Genomic DNA, 16159 nt, shown 5'->3' with positions numbered 1-16159 from the left:
GTAGTTAGATTAGATTAGTAATACGTAAGCCCCCTTTCGTCTTAAATTATCAGTCCAACTTTCCAATCCATCTCAACTCAGTTGTAAAAAAAACCAATAATTATAATTGCTATAACACAATATTTTTACAGAGAAAACTTATGCGAAACATAATAAAACAACCACTATATAAAATTTTATATGTGCAGGTCATCGTCGCAATCACTCTTGGTATTGCCCTTGGGCATTTTTTCCCAGACATCGGAGAGTCATTAAAACCGTTGGGTGATGCATTTATTAAAATCGTGAAAATGATTATTGCCCCAGTCATTTTCTTAACGGTTGTGACCGGTATTTCAGGCATGACCAACATGAGAGCCGTTGGTAGCGTTGCAGGTAAAGCAATGCTGTACTTCATCACATTCTCAACTATCGCACTGATTATTGGTTTAATCGTCGCTAACGTCATTCAGCCAGGCTCTGGACTGAATATTGACCCTGCAACCTTAGATAATGCCAAAGTCGCGGGCTATGTTGAAAAAGCACACGAATCTACCATCGTTGGCTTCTTCATGAATATTATTCCAGACACCGTTATTAGCCCATTGGTGAACGGAAACATTCTGCAAGTCCTGTTTATTTCGGTGATTTTTGGTTTAGCACTGGCAGCAACCGGTAAACACGGTGAGCCTATCGTTAAACTGCTGCAAAACTTCTCTGAGCCTGTGTTCAAGATGGTTGCGATGTTGATGAAACTAGCACCTATCGGCGCATTTGGTGCGATGGCATTTACCATTGGTAAATACGGTATTTCGTCTATCGGCAACTTAATGATGCTGATTATGACGTTCTACATCACCTCCCTGCTGTTTGTTCTGGTCGTACTGGGTGCAGTGGCTAAATATAACGGCTTCTCGATTATTGAGCTTATCAAATACATCAAAGATGAATTATGGTTAGTGCTGGGTACCTCTTCCTCTGAAGCGGCATTACCAAGCTTAATGAGAAAAATGGAGCACGCTGGTTGCGAAAAATCCGTCGTGGGCTTAGTGATCCCTACCGGTTATTCATTTAACCTCGATGGCACCAATATCTACATGACGATGGCGGCGCTGTTTATTGCTCAAGCGACCAATATTGAACTGACGCTCTGGCAGCAAATTTCCCTGCTGTTAGTTGCGATGATCAGCTCTAAAGGTGCGGCGGGTGTAACGGGTGCAGGTTTCATTACCTTAGCGGCAACACTGATGGTAGTACCAAGCATTCCAGTTGCAGGTATGGCATTGATTCTGGGTATCGACCGCTTTATGTCTGAGTGCCGTGCGCTGACCAACTTAGTCGGTAACGCTTGTGCATGTATCGTGGTTGCGCGTTGGGAAAAAGAGTTAGATACCGAAAAACTGGCGCATGCATTCTCATCCAAAGGTGAATCTTTAGATTCAATCATCACCGAAGAAGATGTAGTACAACCAACGAGTTCTGTCGATATCGCAAATAATAAATAATTTATTACTGCCATAACGAAAATAAGCCGCAATCGCGGCTTATTTTTTATCTAACAAATTAAAGTTCAGTCACGACTTCATTCAATGGAAGACGCACTTTCGGTAAGGCAGAATTAAAATCGTCTTCAGTTTTATAACCCAGCGCAACTACCGTCACCGCACTTAGCCCTTTCTCATTTAAATCGAATTCGTCATTAAGAATTGAAAAATCGAGACCTTCCATTGGCAACGCATCAACCCCTAACACCGCTGCGCCCAATAATAATGCCCCCATATTCAAGTAAACTTGTTTTTCTATCCAATGCGGTAAATCCTTCAATTCATTCTTATGTAAATTCACAAAAAATGAACGAGCCATATGATTTTGCTCTTTAAACTCGCTTTTCTGATATCGCCCTTCTTCATCTTCGAGCTCTAAAAGATGCAGTAAATAATCCTCAGGCAACTCTGTTTTTGCGCACATCACTACCACATGGGATGCATTGCGAATTTTTTCCTCATTAAATGAGTATCCACCTGCCGTCGCATTGATAATTTTTTGTTTTGCTTCAGGGCTACTTACCATCAAGAAATGCCAAGGTTGCACATTGACACTCGAAGGACTTAATTGAAGTAACGCTTTTATCTCACTCAGCGTTTCATCAGAAATCGTTTTATTTGGGTCAAAACTTTTCGTTGCATAACGGGTATTTAAAACATTAATTAAGTTCATTGGATCCTCTAAGTTAAATAAACTGTCTTGAGTTTTGAACATCCTAATGTTAAAAGTACAAACAGACAAGTACGCACATTAATGGCATATACTATACAAATGGATACTATCAAAAAAAGACGTTATACAAACTACACCTACGATGGATGCCCTGTTGAAGCCTCATTAGAGCTAATGGGCGGAAAAGGGAAGGGCGTGATCCTGTATCATTTACAGGGAAAAACACTGCGATTTAATGAAATAAAAAGGAAACTAGTTTTCATTACGCCGCGTATGCTGACCAAGCAATTACGAGAACTCGAAAGCGATGGGCTAATTACTCGACATGTCTATCCTGAAGTACCGCCTAAAGTCGAGTACTCAATGACCCCCGCGGGTGAATCTTTAAGTACAGTGATTAATGCTCTGCAAGAGTGGGGGGAAAAATACGGGATCCCGCTATTAAATATGCAAGAGCAAGATGCAAATACAGAAGAGTCATCATGAGGAAGTTACCCAGAAACTTATCTGGGTAACAAATAACAATAAATAGGTTCAGTAGATTACAGCCCCAGCGCATATTTTAGCGCTAATTTTTTCGCCTCGCCCGCACGTTGCGCGGTCATCAAGCCAAAGTTTCTTAGCATTTTCAAGCCCGGTAAATTTTCGCTAAAGGCCATATAGAAAATATCCATCCCCGCCTGCATCACAAGATTATCGGGTAAACGGCGGCGCTGATAGCGCTTAAGCACATCCAAAGACTCCCATGTCTCAACACACTCACGCGCTTGGTAAATGACCTTCAATAACACATCCACATCGCGATAACCGAGGTTCACCCCCTGACCCGCTAACGGATTGATAGTATGCGCCGCATCACCAATCAGCACCAAGCCATCCATCACATAACGGCTTGCATGGTGACGTGTTAAAGGAAAGGCGCCCGATGCGATGGCTTTTACTGCACCAAGCCGCTCAGGGAACGCTTCCGAGATAGCACCTGTGAGCTGCTCCATTGACATGCTTTGCAAACGGCGAATTTTGGCGGGGCTGTCATACCACACGAGGGACGCCCAGTTATCATACAGCGGTAAAAATGCCCTTGGGCCTGATGGGAAAAACTGTTGCCATGTACGGTCTTGCTGCGGCGCATCCGTTTGGATAGTGATCAGCATACAAGATTGGCGATATTGCCAGCCACGGCTTCCAATACCCGCCATTTTACGCACTTGAGAATTAGCGCCATCTGCGCCAACCACCAGTTTAGTTTCTAGAATACGCCCATCTTCCAGCTCAACCATCCAGTGTTTTTGCCCATGAGGTTGATGTAAATTCACCAACGTGGCTGGGCAAACTAACTCTAGGTTGCTGTACTGTTCGCACTCTCGCCACAATGCCAACTGTAAAACGCGGTTTTCCACCATAAAGCCAAGCTCTGGTAAGCCTAAACTTTTAGCATCAAAAATCACATTGCTGCCCGGCTCTTCCCAGGTTTCTAATTCACGATAAGGCGCGCTGCGCATCGCTTCTACATGTTTCCATGCCCCTAATTGCTTTAATAATTCAATCGAGGCACTGCTGATGGCAGAGATACGCACATCTGGCGTACTGCTCGCGTCAAACTCGGTCGGCTGGGCTTTCTCAAGTAAAGCCACTTTCATCCCTTCTTGGGCGAAGCCTAATGCTGCTGCAGCGCCGGTCATTCCCGCACCAACCACAACAACATCATAAAATTCAGTTAGTTTATTCATCATGATAGCTACTATTAACTGTTTGATTTATTTAGTATACCGAAAAATTCTTACCCCCGCAGGCAATATCTACGCTCGGGCTCTGGTCACTGATGCCTCAAATGAATACAATACTCGTCAATCTTTAAAACAATAGGCAAATAGCCTGCCCTTAAGTATTTGGTGATGATATTATTTTAGCATGTTATTACTGGGTGATTTTTGCATTTAATCCAATACAGAACGCTGTTCTTAATCAAAATGCGGTGAATTCCCCATCATCATAGGGTAGGACTTTGGATTTACAACGCGTTTCGAAGTCCCTATTTTAGACCTCGAAAACACCGGATACACGACATGTCGACAAATAAAAAGTTATATATGAAAACTTGGGGCTGCCAGATGAACGAATACGATTCATCTAAAATGGTCTCTTTACTGGAAAGCACCCACGGCTATCAACTGACTGAAATTGCTGAAGAAGCAGATCTGTTGTTATTAAACACTTGTTCGATCCGCGAAAAAGCCCAAGAAAAGGTGTTCCACCAGCTTGGTCGTTGGAAATTCTTCAAAGACAAAAATCCTGACATCATCATTGGTGTCGGTGGCTGTGTCGCATCACAAGAAGGTGATTTTATTCGCCAGCGCGCACCTTGCGTTGATATCGTTTTCGGCCCGCAAACTCTGCACCGTTTACCAGAAATGATTAACCAAATTCAAGGTAATCGTAGCCCAATTATTGATATCAGCTTCCCTGAAATTGAAAAATTCGACCGCTTACCTGAGCCACGTGCTGAAGGCCCAACCGCGTTCGTTTCTATCATGGAAGGCTGCAACAAATACTGTACGTTCTGCGTTGTGCCGTACACTCGCGGCGAAGAAGTTAGCCGCCCTTGTGATGACATTCTGTTTGAAATTGCACAATTAGCCGCTCAGGGCGTGCGTGAAGTTAACTTGCTGGGTCAAAACGTTAACGCCTACCGTGGCGAGACGTTCGACGGTGAAATCTGTTCATTCGCAGAATTATTACGTTTAGTGGCCTCTATCGATGGTATTGACCGCGTACGCTTCACCACCAGCCACCCAATCGAATTTACCGATGACATCATCGAAGTGTATCGCGATACACCTGAGCTAGTGAGTTTCCTACACTTACCAGTACAAAGTGGCTCTGACCGCGTACTCACCATGATGAAACGTGCGCATACCGCATTGGAATATAAGGCGATTATTCGTAAATTACGCGAAGCTCGCCCTGGCATTCTGATCAGCTCCGACTTTATTGTTGGCTTCCCAGGGGAAACCACCGATGATTTCGAAAAAACCATGAAGCTGATTGCTGATGTGAATTTTGATATGAGCTACAGCTTCGTCTACTCCGCTCGTCCGGGTACGCCAGCCGCTGATTTACCGGATGATGTTAGCGAAGACGAGAAAAAACAACGTCTGTATCTGCTGCAACAGCGCATTAATCAGCAAGCAATGAGCTTCAGCCGTGCCATGCTAGGAACAGTACAACGTATTTTAGTGGAAGGCACCTCACGTAAAAATGTGATGGAGCTTTCAGGTCGTACCGAAAATAACCGCGTAGTGAATTTTGAAGGCACTCCGGACATGATCGGTAAATTTGTTGATGTCGAAATCGTCGATGTTTATACCAACTCTTTACGCGGTAAAGTGATTCGTACCGAAGATCAAATGGATCTGCGTGTTCATGAATCCCCTGAATCCGTGATTGCACGTACCCGTAAAGAAGATGAACTTGGCGTTGGTAACTTCCAACCCTAAAGATAGGATACTCAGTGACCGATAACAAACCTTTGCAAATCGCAACACAAGAGATTTTTTTAGAGCCCGCAGATAATCAGCGTTTAATGAGCCTTTGCGGGCCATTTGACGACAATATTAAGCAATTAGAGCGTCGTCTTGGCATTGAAATCAATCGCCGAGACAATCGTTTTAAACTCTCGGGTAAAGCGCTTAATATCCAAGCGGCCAGTAAGATTTTACGCCAGTTGTACGTTGATACCGCGCCAATCCGCGGTGTGATCCCTGACATTGATCCTGAAAATATTCACCTTGCGATTGTTGATAGCCGAGTGCTTGAGCAATCCGCAGAAAGCGTGCCTGACTATGGTAAAGCCGTGAATATCAAGACCAAGCGCGGCGTGATCAAACCTCGTACCCCAAATCAGGCGCAATACATTGCCAATATCTTAGATCACGATATTACATTTGGAATTGGTCCTGCGGGAACTGGTAAAACTTACCTTGCTGTTGCAGCAGCCGTCGATGCATTAGAACGTCAAGAAGTACGCCGAATTCTGCTCACCCGCCCTGCGGTTGAAGCAGGCGAAAAACTGGGTTTCTTGCCGGGTGATTTAAGCCAGAAAGTAGATCCTTATTTACGCCCTCTGTACGACGCGCTGTTTGAAATGCTTGGTTTTGAAAAAGTTGAAAAACTGATTGAGCGTAATGTGATTGAAGTGGCTCCGCTGGCTTACATGCGCGGTCGCACACTGAACGATGCGTTTATCATTTTAGATGAGAGCCAAAACACCACCATCGAACAGATGAAAATGTTTTTAACCCGTATTGGTTTTAACTCTAAAGCTGTTGTCACTGGGGATATCACTCAGGTCGACTTACCAAGAGGCAGCAAATCCGGTTTAAGACACGCCATCGAAGTATTGTCGAACGTGGATGATTTAAGCTTTAACTTCTTCCATAGCGAAGACGTGGTGCGTCACCCTGTCGTGGCGAAAGTTGTCATGGCTTATGAAGCATGGGAAGAGCAAGACAGCAAACGTCGCCAGCAATTGAAAGAAGAAAAAGAGCAACAACGTGAGCTTGAAAAGCAGGAAAATCACTAAATGAGCGATGTTATTCTCGATTTACAAATAGCGAGCGAAAATACCGACGGTTTACCCTCTGAAGCGATGTTCCAGCGCTGGGTCAATGCGGTATTACCCAAGTTTCAAGCTGAAAGTGAAGTCACTATTCGTATTGTTGATGAAGCCGAAAGCCATGAATTAAATCTAACTTATCGTGGAAAAGATAAGCCGACTAACGTGCTGTCATTTCCATTCGAAGCGCCACCAGAAGTGGAACTTCCGCTGTTAGGGGATTTAATTATTTGCCGCCAAGTGGTGGAGCAAGAAGCCGTCGAGCAGCAAAAAAGTGAAGAAGAGCATTGGGCACACATGGTAGTTCACGGTTGCCTGCATTTACTCGGTTATGATCATATTGAAGATGATGAAGCTGAAGAAATGGAAGGATTAGAAACCGAGATCCTCGCAGAAATGGGTTATGCCGATCCGTATCTTGCGGAAAAAGAGTGAGCTCACTATAATTTTTAACGTTAACAAGCATTTTTAGACGTAAAACGATGTCTGTTAACGTAAAGAATATGCTTCGACGCTAACCCATAAATTGTTTCGCTAAACAAAATGTTTTAAGCTAAACAATTCATACCTAACTCTATGGGTTAGCGATTTTTCTAATTAACTGAGGAATAATAAATTAAACGCCATGAGCGACGATAACTCTTCGAGTAGTGACACCCCTGGGCCTAAGAAAGGTTTTTTTGCATTGTTAAATCAACTTTTCCATGGTGAACCTAAAAACCGTGATGATTTGGTCGAATTAATTCGTGATTCTGAACAAAACGATTTAATTGACCCGGATACCCGTGAAATGCTGGAAGGCGTCATGGATATTGCCGATCAGCGGGTACGTGACATCATGATCCCTCGCTCTCAAATTGTTACCTTAAAACGTAACCAAAGCCTTGATGAGTGCCTCGATGTCATCATCGATTCTGCCCACTCTCGCTTCCCTGTTATCAGCGAAGATAAAGATCATATTGAAGGGCTATTAATGGCAAAAGATTTACTGCCATTTATGCGTACCGACGCAGAGCCATTCAGTATTGATAAAGTGTTACGTCAGGCCGTTGTTGTTCCTGAAAGTAAACGAGTAGACCGCTTACTCAAAGAATTCCGTTCCCAGCGTTACCACATGGCCATCGTTATTGATGAGTTCGGCGGTGTCTCTGGTTTAGTGACTATTGAAGATATTTTAGAGCTGATCGTCGGTGAGATTGAAGACGAGTATGACGACCAAGATGATGTGGATATCCGCCAGCTGAGCCGCCATTCATACTCTGTTCGCGCCTTGACTCAAATCGAAGACTTTAATGACGCCTTTGGGACGCATTTTAGTGATGATGAGGTAGATACCGTTGGGGGCTTAGTGATGCAAGCCTTTGGTCACTTACCATCCCGTGGTGAAACCATTACCATCGATAACTACCAGTTTAAAGTTTCCATGGCGGATAGCCGTCGAATTTTACTGCTTCAAGTGAAAATTCCTGACGATGCCCCAGTGCCTACTTTGGATGAAGAACAGAGTTAATGAACTTATCCTCTACTTATCAAAGCCAGTGGCTACGCCTGCTGCTGGCTTTACTATTCGGAGCCAGTGGTACACTGGCTTTTTCGCCTTTTGACTTCTGGCCAGCCGCTCTCCTTTCTATTTTCTTTCTCCAGCTATTAACCCTACACAGAACCGCCAAGCAAGCTTTTGCTATCGCGTTCGCATGGGGATTTGGCTTATTTGGCAGCGGCGTCAACTGGGTGTATGTCAGTATCGCCGATTTTGGTGGAATGCCGGATGCGGTTAACGTATTTATCGTTATCTTGCTAGCAGCCTATCTGTCGCTGTATCCCGGTCTATTTGGTCTGCTACTCAATAAATTCACCCCAAATGCCAATGTTTGGCGCCTAGTGTTGATGGCACCCGCGTTATGGCAAGTGACAGAGTTTCTGCGTGGTTGGGTTCTGACAGGATTCCCATGGCTGCAATTTGGTTATACCCAAATTGATGGGCCGATGAAATCATTAGCGCCTATATTTGGTGTTGAGATGATAACCCTGCTGCTATTTAGCATCAGCGGCTTGCTCGTCCTAACAGTCATTCGTCGCAATCTTATCCCTCTGGCATGTGCGGCGGCGCTGTTGCTGGTTCCTCTGTTAGCCAAAAACGTCCAGTGGTTCACACCTCTGAATGATAAAACCATGGAAGTGGCATTAGTGCAGGGCAATATCCCTCAATCAATGAAATGGGAAGCGGGCTTTTTGCAGCAAACCAAAGATCGCTATATCAAGCTTTCTAGCCCTTATATTGGCAAAGCCGATATGATTATTTGGCCTGAGTCAGCCATTCCTGTGGTGGAACTGGAAAATCAGCCGTGGCTTAAAGCGCTGGACACGTTGCTGAATGAAACCAAAACGCGGTTAATTACCGGAACTGTTGATGCCAAACCGGTCAATGGTGATTCGGTATTCTATAACTCCATTATTGTTCTGGGTGATAGAAAACCCTATCTCTACCCGACTAAGAACCGTTATAACAAGCATCACTTAGTCCCATTTGGTGAGTTCGTCCCATTGGAAGATTTACTGCGTCCGATTGCGCCATTCTTTAATTTACCAATGTCGGGCTTTAGCCGTGGAGATTATCAACAGGCTCAATTAGCAATTGGTAATATTCATCTAACAGCAACCATTTGCTATGAAATTATTCTGGGTACTCAAGTTAGAGATAACTTCAAACCTGACAGTGACTACTTACTGACAATTTCAAATGATGCTTGGTTTGGTGAATCGATTGGTCCTTGGCAGCATTTCCAAATGGCAAGAATGCGCTCATTAGAACTTGGTCGCCCGCTATTACGCGCCACCAACAATGGCGTAACGGCTGTCATCAGTGCGGATGGTTCCATTCAAGGTATTCTGCCACAGTTCCAAGATGCGGTACTGGCTGAAAAAGTCACACCAACAACGGGATTAACCCCTTATGCTCGTTGGAGTAATTGGCCGATGTGGGGTATGGTCGCTATATTCGGCATTGTCGGATTTACCCTTAACCGCCGTCAAAAACGTCACTAATTGACGCTTTAAACCGATTAAAAATCCCCGACATCTCGATTGATGATTCGGGGATTTTTTTAACCTAACCAATTAATAATCCCTGCGTTTCTGCTATCCCAATTGAGGCAATACAGCCTGCATTAAAATTCAAATAATCATCTTCAATACCATCGGAGAAAATTACGCCATTTTCAGGCATTAAAGACTCTAATTGTAATGGCGTGGTTTGCTCAATGGTGCCAAACACTAATTCCGTTCCCGTCGTTCGGCTGCGAAAAGGTTCCCTTACGCTGAACTGTAACCGTTTTTCATCCCAACCAAATCCCTGTGATAATGGATGAGAGTGAGTCCCTGCTATCGCCTGAGCCCCTGCAATAATAGATTGGAACCATCCCGTTGACCCCAGCCCTGTCGAGACAATAATCCCTGATGACGATTGAAATTCTTGCTGCCCTTGCCATTTCACCCGATAGCGTGCGGATGTATGGCTTTTAGGGCCTATAAATAGGTCGTTAACAGCTAATAGGGTTTGCCCATCGTTGGTTGTTGCTTGTGCAAAGGTAACGGATTTTTGGTTCACTTTTCCAGTTAATGTACGCGTCACCACGTCGAGTAACTGCCCAATTTCAAAGGGCAGTAATTTACCATCCCAGCGTGTCGGTTCCGGGTTTATGGCGATCACAGGCTGCCCATTAAGGTATTTAAGGGTATTTGCCACTAAACCATCTTGCCCTATGACCACCACGATATCTCGCGCTGAAAACTGGTAGCTAGGTAACAGTTTTCTTTCCAATAATTGAAAGCGCCCCATCGTTTTGAGAATCGACTCAGCTTGGATTAACTGCCGCTGATACACATCATGTTCAAGTAGGTAATCACTCACTTCAACATCATTATGTTCAAGGTAAAATTTTGCTTGCGACCAGGTATTGAAACGCTCAATTAATTCCTGCATACGAGTTTTACGCATCACTAACACAAAGCGAACATCATCATACTGACTCATTGTTTAGCCCCTTTTTTTTCATTAGCTGACCAAATAAATCTGGTGAGAAATTAATTTCACCAATTTTGCCTGCGTTTTGAGCCAAGGATTCAAATGCCATCGCCATCAATTGCTCTGGGTTCATTTTCGCCAATGCCATCGCCTTCAAATTCTCCACTGGCAATTGGCTATACGCTTTCATTTTAGCTTCGATGGCATAAGCATCCGCTTCTGATTGAGTACGTTGGTTTTCAACACTTAGCGCCACCAGCTCATTACGCTTAGCTTCCAAATTAACCTGAGCTATTAACTCTTCTTGTTCAATTTCAGCACGCTCACGCAGCAATGTACGTTCATTATCCAACCGAGCTTCTTCAATTTGCTGCTGCTTGGCTTGTACTGATAAATCCGTTTCTAATTCCGCCTCTTTTATAGTTCTTTCCTGCTCAACGGAGAATTTGCGTCTCGCATAAATCGCATCGTCAGCCTCTTTCAAAATTGATTCCCGTGCTTGAGCTTCCAGCGCTTTGAGCGTTTCAGGAGACGGTGTAATAGCAGAAATTGCCACATCCAAAATTTCTATGCCTAACGATTCAAGTGCAGGATGCTCAGACAGTTGCTGAGAAACCAACAGCACCAATGGTTGCCCCATGAGTAATGCATCTCGCAAATCGGTACTTTGCGTTTTTGCTTGGATGACAGTTTGGGCACTACGAACCACCCTATCACTCAGCTTTAACGGGTCTTCTGACGCATAAGATTTACCATCTTGGGCAAGGTTAAAATTCAAGACATCCGCTGTTTTTTCTGGGTATTTCACTTGAAACGAAATTTGCCCTTGAATACGCAAGCTTTGGAAATCCGCTGTCTGTAGATTAAAAATAAATGGCGCTTCTTGGGCGTTCAAAGGTAATGCCGCAATGGACGTTTTATCCGCGTTATACCAAAAACTTAACCCTTTACCTTGCTTACGTACTGCACCATTAATGGATTGAATAATGAATGTCGATGAATCTGATTTGAAATATTTAAAATTTAACATGGTCTACCCCACTTAGTGTCTTTGTGAAATCAATTAGTGTCTTTGTGAAATCAATTAGTGTCTTTATGACCTTAATTAATTATTGTCCTACAGACACAAATAAGTCAACACTTAAATGTCTTAATGACACTAAATAAATTTTCGCGTATGATTTAGCGCAAGACTAAATATGGGGGAAAGGATCTTAATCACATGACAGAAAAAGAGTTTTTATCTAATTATGATCGACGAGATTATTTAACTCCTTTGCTCACAGTGGATACCGTATTATTCACTTATCATGAAAACACCTTAAAAGTGCTGCTCGTGGAACGTGCTAATTACCCTCAGAAAGGGCAATGGGGATTACCGGGTGGGTTCGTTGATGAAAATTGTGATGCCACGTTAGACGATACGGTATATCGCAAGTTAAAAGAGAAAACGGGGGTTGTTCCTCCTTATATCGAGCAGTTATGTACCGTAGGAAATTCAGAGCGAGATCCTCGAGGCTGGTCAGTGACAGTCTGCTATACCGCACTCATTGCTCACCAAGCCTGCGAAGCGCACATTGAAAGTGTACATTCTGTTAAATGGGTCTCCATCGAAGAGATTGAAGACATGGCACTGGCTTTCGATCACTATCAGCTTTATTTACAAGCCCGTGAACGTTTACGCCAGAAATCCCTTTATTCCATTGTGCCGGGATTTGCGCTACCGGAAGTATTCACCTTAGCCGAGCTGCAACATGTTCATGAGGTTTTAATCGGAAAATCCATACAGAATAAATCTTTCCGTCGCCGTTTAGACCAAGCTGATTTATTGATTGATACAGGGGAGAAACGCCAAGAGCGCGGACGCCCAGCCAATCTTTATCGCTTAAAGTCCCAATCGGCTGACTATCGGTTTATTCGCAATCTCGAATTTTGATGAAAGAGTTTGAGATTAGAGTTTGATAAGAAAAATGCCCTTGATGCTGATACCAAGGGCATTTAATTAAAACGAAGCGAGCCATAAACGGCTTTTCAGCCCCAGATAACTCGTCCAGCCAGAAGTAAAACTCACCATTTCGCCTTTATCGATAATCATAAAGGTCGGTGTTGCTGTCACGCCAACCTGCGCAGCCAGTTGACCGTTGATATCATTCACTACAGGAAAATCTAATTCCTTTTTTTCCATTCCGGCTAACAGTCGAGAAGATTCCCCCGAACGCAGTGCTACCGTCACCACCGGAACTCCTGATTTTGCTAAATCAGAAACGGTTGGCGATGTGAAGCGGCAAACACCACACCATGTTGCCCAGAAATAGACTAATACAGGCTGTTTTTCGCTGAGTTCAGCAATAGAAACCACCTCACCCGTTGCAATGGTGAGTGGCTCTAATAACACGGGGGCAAGGCTTTGCGGTTTACGCCAAAAGTCCATCACCGTAAAAGCGATCACCAAAATAATCGCCAATACGAGAAGCTCTTTTGACCACTTTTTCAGTCTCCCCATCACGACATTATTTCGCTTTGCTGAGCTGTTCTTTCACGATGCGTTCAAATTCTTGTGCATCAACAGCGCCTGGGATCATTTCATCACCCACTAGCGTTGCAGGCGTACCATTCACGCCCAGCATATTAGCCAACTCAAGGTTTTTACGAATAGCTGCACGGCTCTTATCATTCGCTTTTAACTTATCATTGCCGGTTGCTTGCAGCGCTTCTTTGATGTTTGAATCAGATAACATCCCCTGTTTCGCCATCAGTTTTTGGTGCAGAGCTAAGAACGCTTTTGGATTTTCTTGCCATAAAGTCATCGCTAATTGCGAAGACTCCAGCGAGGTTTCCCCTTTAAATGGCAGGTACTTGATAACAACTGCAACATCTGGGTTTTTCTTCACAATATCTTCTAACAGTGGGTCAAAGCGTTTGCAGTATGGGCAGTTAAAGTCAGTAAAGTTCACCAAGACTAATTTCGCGTCTTTCGAGCCAATACGTGGGCTAGTCGGGTCATTAAACAGGGCATCATGCTGATCTTTTAATACCTGTTTCATTTGCGCTTGTTGTTTTTCACCTTGTTTCGCTTGTAAAGCCACAATCGCTTCTTCAAGGATCTCTGGATTCTCAACTAATGTATCGCGTACCAGCTTACGAACTTGTGCTTCTTGGTCGGCAGTCAGTGGCGCTGCATGTGCTGTGGCCCCTAATACTAGTGAGGAAAATAAAACAGCTAATATCGTCTTTTTCATTTTTCGGCTCCTTTGGCCTCAGTCATAATTGATAATACAGATTCACGATCAAGTATTGTTGACAGTATTTTCCCCTCTGTCAGATTAGGGCCATAAATCTGGTTAAACGGCACAGCCACTTGCCCTCGACGTTGCAAAAACGCCGAGATTTCAGGTGAAGGTTTTGTCCAATCACCCCGTAGCGCGACGACATCCGGTTCACTCAGTAAGTGCTGAATTTCGTCATTAAGTAGGACGTTATATTTATTCGCCTTACACGTCACACACCAGTCTGCGGTCACATCAATAAACACACGTTTATTATCCGCCAGCGCTTGTGTAATCGCGTCTTCAGACAATGTTTGCCATTGAACTTTATCGGCAGCTAGCGTTTGGTGACCTTGCTGTTGGTCTATCGCCATCCAAGCAAACCCAGCACCCAGTGCCGAGAATAATAGGAATGGGAAAATTGCCGCACGAACTCCTCGGTTCTTAAGAATAAATAACACTAAGATTAATAAAAATAGTACGGCGATAACGGTAGCGGTCATTGCACCAAAATGGGGAATTAATAAGCTGATTAACCATAAGCAGGAAACCAACATCATTAAGCCCAGTACTGCGCGCAATTTCAGCATCCATGTTCCTGGCTTTGGTAACGCTTTCGCAATCACAGGGAATGCCGCAATCAATAACCACGGGAGGCTCATCCCGATACCTAGCGCAGTGAAAATCAGCCACAGTTGCGACATCGGCGCCGCTAATGCGAAGGCGACCGCCGTGCCCAAAAAGGGTGCAGAACAAGGCGTCGCTAAAAGTGTCGCGAAGACCCCTTGCCAGAAATGCCCGCTATTGCCCTGTCCACCAGCGGTGGCTAAGCGCGTATTCGCTTTACTGCCTAGGTTAATTTCAAACAACCCAAATAAATTCGCGGTAAACAGCGCCGTAATTAGCACCATAAAACCGATAAACCATGGGCTTTGGAACTGAATTCCCCAACCAACAACCTGCTGTCCCCATCGCAAGAATGTCATCAATAAGGCTAATAACCAGAATGAGACTAGGATTCCCGATGAAGAGAGCAAGAATTGCCGACGAATGGTATTTTGTTCACCTTGAGGAACCAATAAGACAGAACCGAGTTTCATCGCCAGTACAGGCAACACACACGGCATTAAGTTCAGGATCAGACCGCCAAGTAGCGCAAATAGAACTATCTGCCATAAACCCAGCGCATGCCCACTGTCATCCCCAGATGCAGAACCCGTATAAGGCACGACATTGCCATGAATTTGTTGAGATAACTCACCGTCCGCCACGACAAATGAAACCGTTTTACCCACAAGATTAGGCGCTTCGCCGCCCCAGTCATCGCTAACATCAATGGTGGCGGTTAACTTATTGCCAGAATATTTTAAGGATGGAACCCCAAGGCTCGCACCATCCACAACATCAGTAAACAGATGTGGGTCAATCCACGTATTATCGGCAGCTTTTTGTAACTCTACCGTCAATTTATTGCCAGCAAAGCCAAATTGCGCTTGTTCAACAAGCCCACTAGCCGCAGGCACGCTACCTTTTGCTTGATTAAATGCCCAGCTAAAATCCGCAGGAGCTGGTTCAGTGAGATCCAATTCAAAAGGGTAGTCAGTTAAAATACAAACATTACTGCACGTTGATAATGTCAGTGTGCCTGACAATTTATCGAGATGCTCACTACTAGTGACTGTAATAGGGAAAACCACGTCTCCCATATAACCTTGTGTCGACACGCCTGCGACATCAAAGCGCCCCGGCGTTGGCCATAGCCACTCCACCGTTTTGACAGGTGAAGACCAGCTTATTTCCGGTGCAACGCCCCCTTCTCCCGGTGAGCGCCAATAGGTCTTCCAACCATCATCGAGTTTTACATCCAGTAAAATATCGACCTTGCCCTCTTTTTGTGCAGAGCTCAGCAAGCGAACCTGTACATGGCTCGGTGTGTTTGCGGTCATAAAACCCGTGTTTGCAGGTTGCAACCAACCTGTATCCGCAGCCTGTAAGCTGCTAGAAAATACAGTGAATAAAACAATTAACGCATTAATAAAAAAACGCATGATCCCTCCA

General features: G+C 44.3%; 15 protein-coding genes. 8 read left to right on the top strand and 7 right to left on the bottom strand.

From position 1 onward, the window contains the following. The first annotated feature begins 140 nt into the window (after window positions 1-140). Window positions 141-1484 (top strand): dicarboxylate/amino acid:cation symporter, encoded by a 1344-nt coding sequence (locus ACIH2S_RS05150; RefSeq protein ID WP_108479367.1) that lies wholly within the window; start codon window positions 141-143, stop codon window positions 1482-1484. 58 nt (window positions 1485-1542) lie between these two features. On the opposite strand, the gene nfsB is transcribed toward ACIH2S_RS05150, so the two are convergent. Next, a complete protein-coding gene (gene nfsB, locus ACIH2S_RS05145) occupies window positions 1543-2196 on the bottom strand; it encodes an oxygen-insensitive NAD(P)H nitroreductase (protein ID WP_036947735.1) in 654 nt (217 codons plus the stop codon). A 99-nt stretch (window positions 2197-2295) separates the two neighbouring features. Here nfsB and ACIH2S_RS05140 point away from each other — a divergent pair, with 99 nt between their 5' ends. Beyond that, window positions 2296-2682: a winged helix-turn-helix transcriptional regulator gene (locus ACIH2S_RS05140; RefSeq protein WP_195848399.1), complete on the top strand. Its 387-nt coding sequence runs from the start codon at window positions 2296-2298 to the stop codon at window positions 2680-2682. A gap of 56 nt (window positions 2683-2738) precedes the next feature. Here ACIH2S_RS05140 and ubiF read toward each other — a convergent pair whose 3' ends face one another. Continuing rightward, window positions 2739-3926, bottom strand: coding sequence for a 3-demethoxyubiquinol 3-hydroxylase (gene ubiF, locus ACIH2S_RS05135; protein WP_108479416.1), 1188 nt, complete (start codon window positions 3924-3926; stop codon window positions 2739-2741). A gap of 336 nt (window positions 3927-4262) precedes the next feature. Here ubiF and miaB point away from each other — a divergent pair, with 336 nt between their 5' ends. The 5 genes from miaB (at window position 4263) to lnt (ending at window position 9856) form a co-directional block, all read left to right on the top strand. After that, on the top strand, window positions 4263-5693 hold the full coding sequence (gene miaB / locus ACIH2S_RS05130; protein WP_036947639.1) for a tRNA (N6-isopentenyl adenosine(37)-C2)-methylthiotransferase MiaB: 1431 nt from the start codon (window positions 4263-4265) through the stop codon (window positions 5691-5693). A gap of 86 nt (window positions 5694-5779) precedes the next feature. Further along, complete coding sequence (locus ACIH2S_RS05125) at window positions 5780-6778, top strand: PhoH family protein (RefSeq protein WP_225577265.1); 999 nt, start codon at window positions 5780-5782, stop codon at window positions 6776-6778. After that, the gene (gene ybeY / locus ACIH2S_RS05120; protein ID WP_036947642.1) at window positions 6779-7246 is read left to right on the top strand and encodes an rRNA maturation RNase YbeY; all 468 of its coding nucleotides are present in this window, start codon (window positions 6779-6781) and stop codon (window positions 7244-7246) included. A gap of 190 nt (window positions 7247-7436) precedes the next feature. Then, window positions 7437-8321 carry a CNNM family magnesium/cobalt transport protein CorC gene (corC, locus tag ACIH2S_RS05115; RefSeq protein ID WP_036947644.1) on the top strand — a complete coding sequence of 295 codons (885 nt, stop codon included), beginning with the start codon at window positions 7437-7439 and terminating at the stop codon, window positions 8319-8321. Continuing rightward, a complete protein-coding gene (gene lnt, locus ACIH2S_RS05110; protein ID WP_321146667.1) occupies window positions 8321-9856 on the top strand; it encodes an apolipoprotein N-acyltransferase in 1536 nt (511 codons plus the stop codon). The genes corC and lnt overlap by 1 nt, the downstream gene beginning before the upstream one ends. Before the next feature lie 64 nt (window positions 9857-9920). Here the strand turns inward: lnt and ACIH2S_RS05105 are convergent, their stop codons facing one another. Both ACIH2S_RS05105 and ACIH2S_RS05100 read right to left on the bottom strand, forming a co-directional pair. After that, entirely contained in the window at window positions 9921-10844 is a 924-nt protein-coding gene (locus tag ACIH2S_RS05105) for a sugar kinase (protein WP_108479364.1), read from the bottom strand. Then, on the bottom strand, window positions 10831-11865 hold the full coding sequence (locus ACIH2S_RS05100; protein WP_430248205.1) for an SPFH domain-containing protein: 1035 nt from the start codon (window positions 11863-11865) through the stop codon (window positions 10831-10833). Before ACIH2S_RS05100 ends, ACIH2S_RS05105 begins: the two co-directional genes overlap by 14 nt. A gap of 192 nt (window positions 11866-12057) precedes the next feature. On the opposite strand from ACIH2S_RS05100, the gene ACIH2S_RS05095 reads away from it, so the two are divergent. Beyond that, entirely contained in the window at window positions 12058-12771 is a 714-nt protein-coding gene (locus ACIH2S_RS05095) for an NUDIX hydrolase (protein WP_036947654.1), read from the top strand. Window positions 12772-12837: 66 nt separating this feature from the next. Here the strand turns inward: ACIH2S_RS05095 and ACIH2S_RS05090 are convergent, their stop codons facing one another. From ACIH2S_RS05090 to ACIH2S_RS05080, 3 genes are read right to left on the bottom strand one after another with little or no spacing between them, the layout of a single operon-like run. Beyond that, window positions 12838-13338: a protein disulfide oxidoreductase gene (locus tag ACIH2S_RS05090; RefSeq protein ID WP_036947657.1), complete on the bottom strand. Its 501-nt coding sequence runs from the start codon at window positions 13336-13338 to the stop codon at window positions 12838-12840. A gap of 7 nt (window positions 13339-13345) precedes the next feature. Further along, complete coding sequence (locus ACIH2S_RS05085) at window positions 13346-14074, bottom strand: DsbA family protein (RefSeq protein ID WP_036947659.1); 729 nt, start codon at window positions 14072-14074, stop codon at window positions 13346-13348. Then, on the bottom strand, window positions 14071-16149 hold the full coding sequence (locus tag ACIH2S_RS05080; protein WP_321146778.1) for a protein-disulfide reductase DsbD family protein: 2079 nt from the start codon (window positions 16147-16149) through the stop codon (window positions 14071-14073). The genes ACIH2S_RS05085 and ACIH2S_RS05080 overlap by 4 nt, the downstream gene beginning before the upstream one ends. Window positions 16150-16159 lie beyond the last annotated feature (10 nt).

The organism is Providencia lanzhouensis (assembly GCF_050469745.1).
Lineage (GTDB): Bacteria > Pseudomonadota > Gammaproteobacteria > Enterobacterales > Enterobacteriaceae > Providencia > Providencia lanzhouensis.
This window is presented reverse-complemented; position numbering and strand designations above follow the sequence as displayed.

What these genes read in the sequence shown, in the direction of transcription:
- ACIH2S_RS05150 (WP_108479367.1), top strand. Translation starts at nt 141, where the DNA reads ATGCGAAACATAATAAAACAACCACTATATAAAATTTTATATGTGCAG.
- nfsB (WP_036947735.1), bottom strand. Translation starts at nt 2,196, where the DNA reads ATGAACTTAATTAATGTTTTAAATACCCGTTATGCAACGAAAAGTTTT.
- ACIH2S_RS05140 (WP_195848399.1), top strand. Translation starts at nt 2,296, where the DNA reads ATGGATACTATCAAAAAAAGACGTTATACAAACTACACCTACGATGGA.
- ubiF (WP_108479416.1), bottom strand. Translation starts at nt 3,926, where the DNA reads ATGAATAAACTAACTGAATTTTATGATGTTGTTGTGGTTGGTGCGGGA.
- miaB (WP_036947639.1), top strand. Translation starts at nt 4,263, where the DNA reads ATGTCGACAAATAAAAAGTTATATATGAAAACTTGGGGCTGCCAGATG.
- ACIH2S_RS05125 (WP_225577265.1), top strand. Translation starts at nt 5,780, where the DNA reads ATGAGCCTTTGCGGGCCATTTGACGACAATATTAAGCAATTAGAGCGT.
- ybeY (WP_036947642.1), top strand. Translation starts at nt 6,779, where the DNA reads ATGAGCGATGTTATTCTCGATTTACAAATAGCGAGCGAAAATACCGAC.
- corC (WP_036947644.1), top strand. Translation starts at nt 7,437, where the DNA reads ATGAGCGACGATAACTCTTCGAGTAGTGACACCCCTGGGCCTAAGAAA.
- lnt (WP_321146667.1), top strand. Translation starts at nt 8,321, where the DNA reads ATGAACTTATCCTCTACTTATCAAAGCCAGTGGCTACGCCTGCTGCTG.
- ACIH2S_RS05105 (WP_108479364.1), bottom strand. Translation starts at nt 10,844, where the DNA reads ATGAGTCAGTATGATGATGTTCGCTTTGTGTTAGTGATGCGTAAAACT.
- ACIH2S_RS05100 (WP_430248205.1), bottom strand. Translation starts at nt 11,865, where the DNA reads ATGTTAAATTTTAAATATTTCAAATCAGATTCATCGACATTCATTATT.
- ACIH2S_RS05095 (WP_036947654.1), top strand. Translation starts at nt 12,058, where the DNA reads ATGACAGAAAAAGAGTTTTTATCTAATTATGATCGACGAGATTATTTA.
- ACIH2S_RS05090 (WP_036947657.1), bottom strand. Translation starts at nt 13,338, where the DNA reads ATGGGGAGACTGAAAAAGTGGTCAAAAGAGCTTCTCGTATTGGCGATT.
- ACIH2S_RS05085 (WP_036947659.1), bottom strand. Translation starts at nt 14,074, where the DNA reads ATGAAAAAGACGATATTAGCTGTTTTATTTTCCTCACTAGTATTAGGG.
- ACIH2S_RS05080 (WP_321146778.1), bottom strand. Translation starts at nt 16,149, where the DNA reads ATGCGTTTTTTTATTAATGCGTTAATTGTTTTATTCACTGTATTTTCT.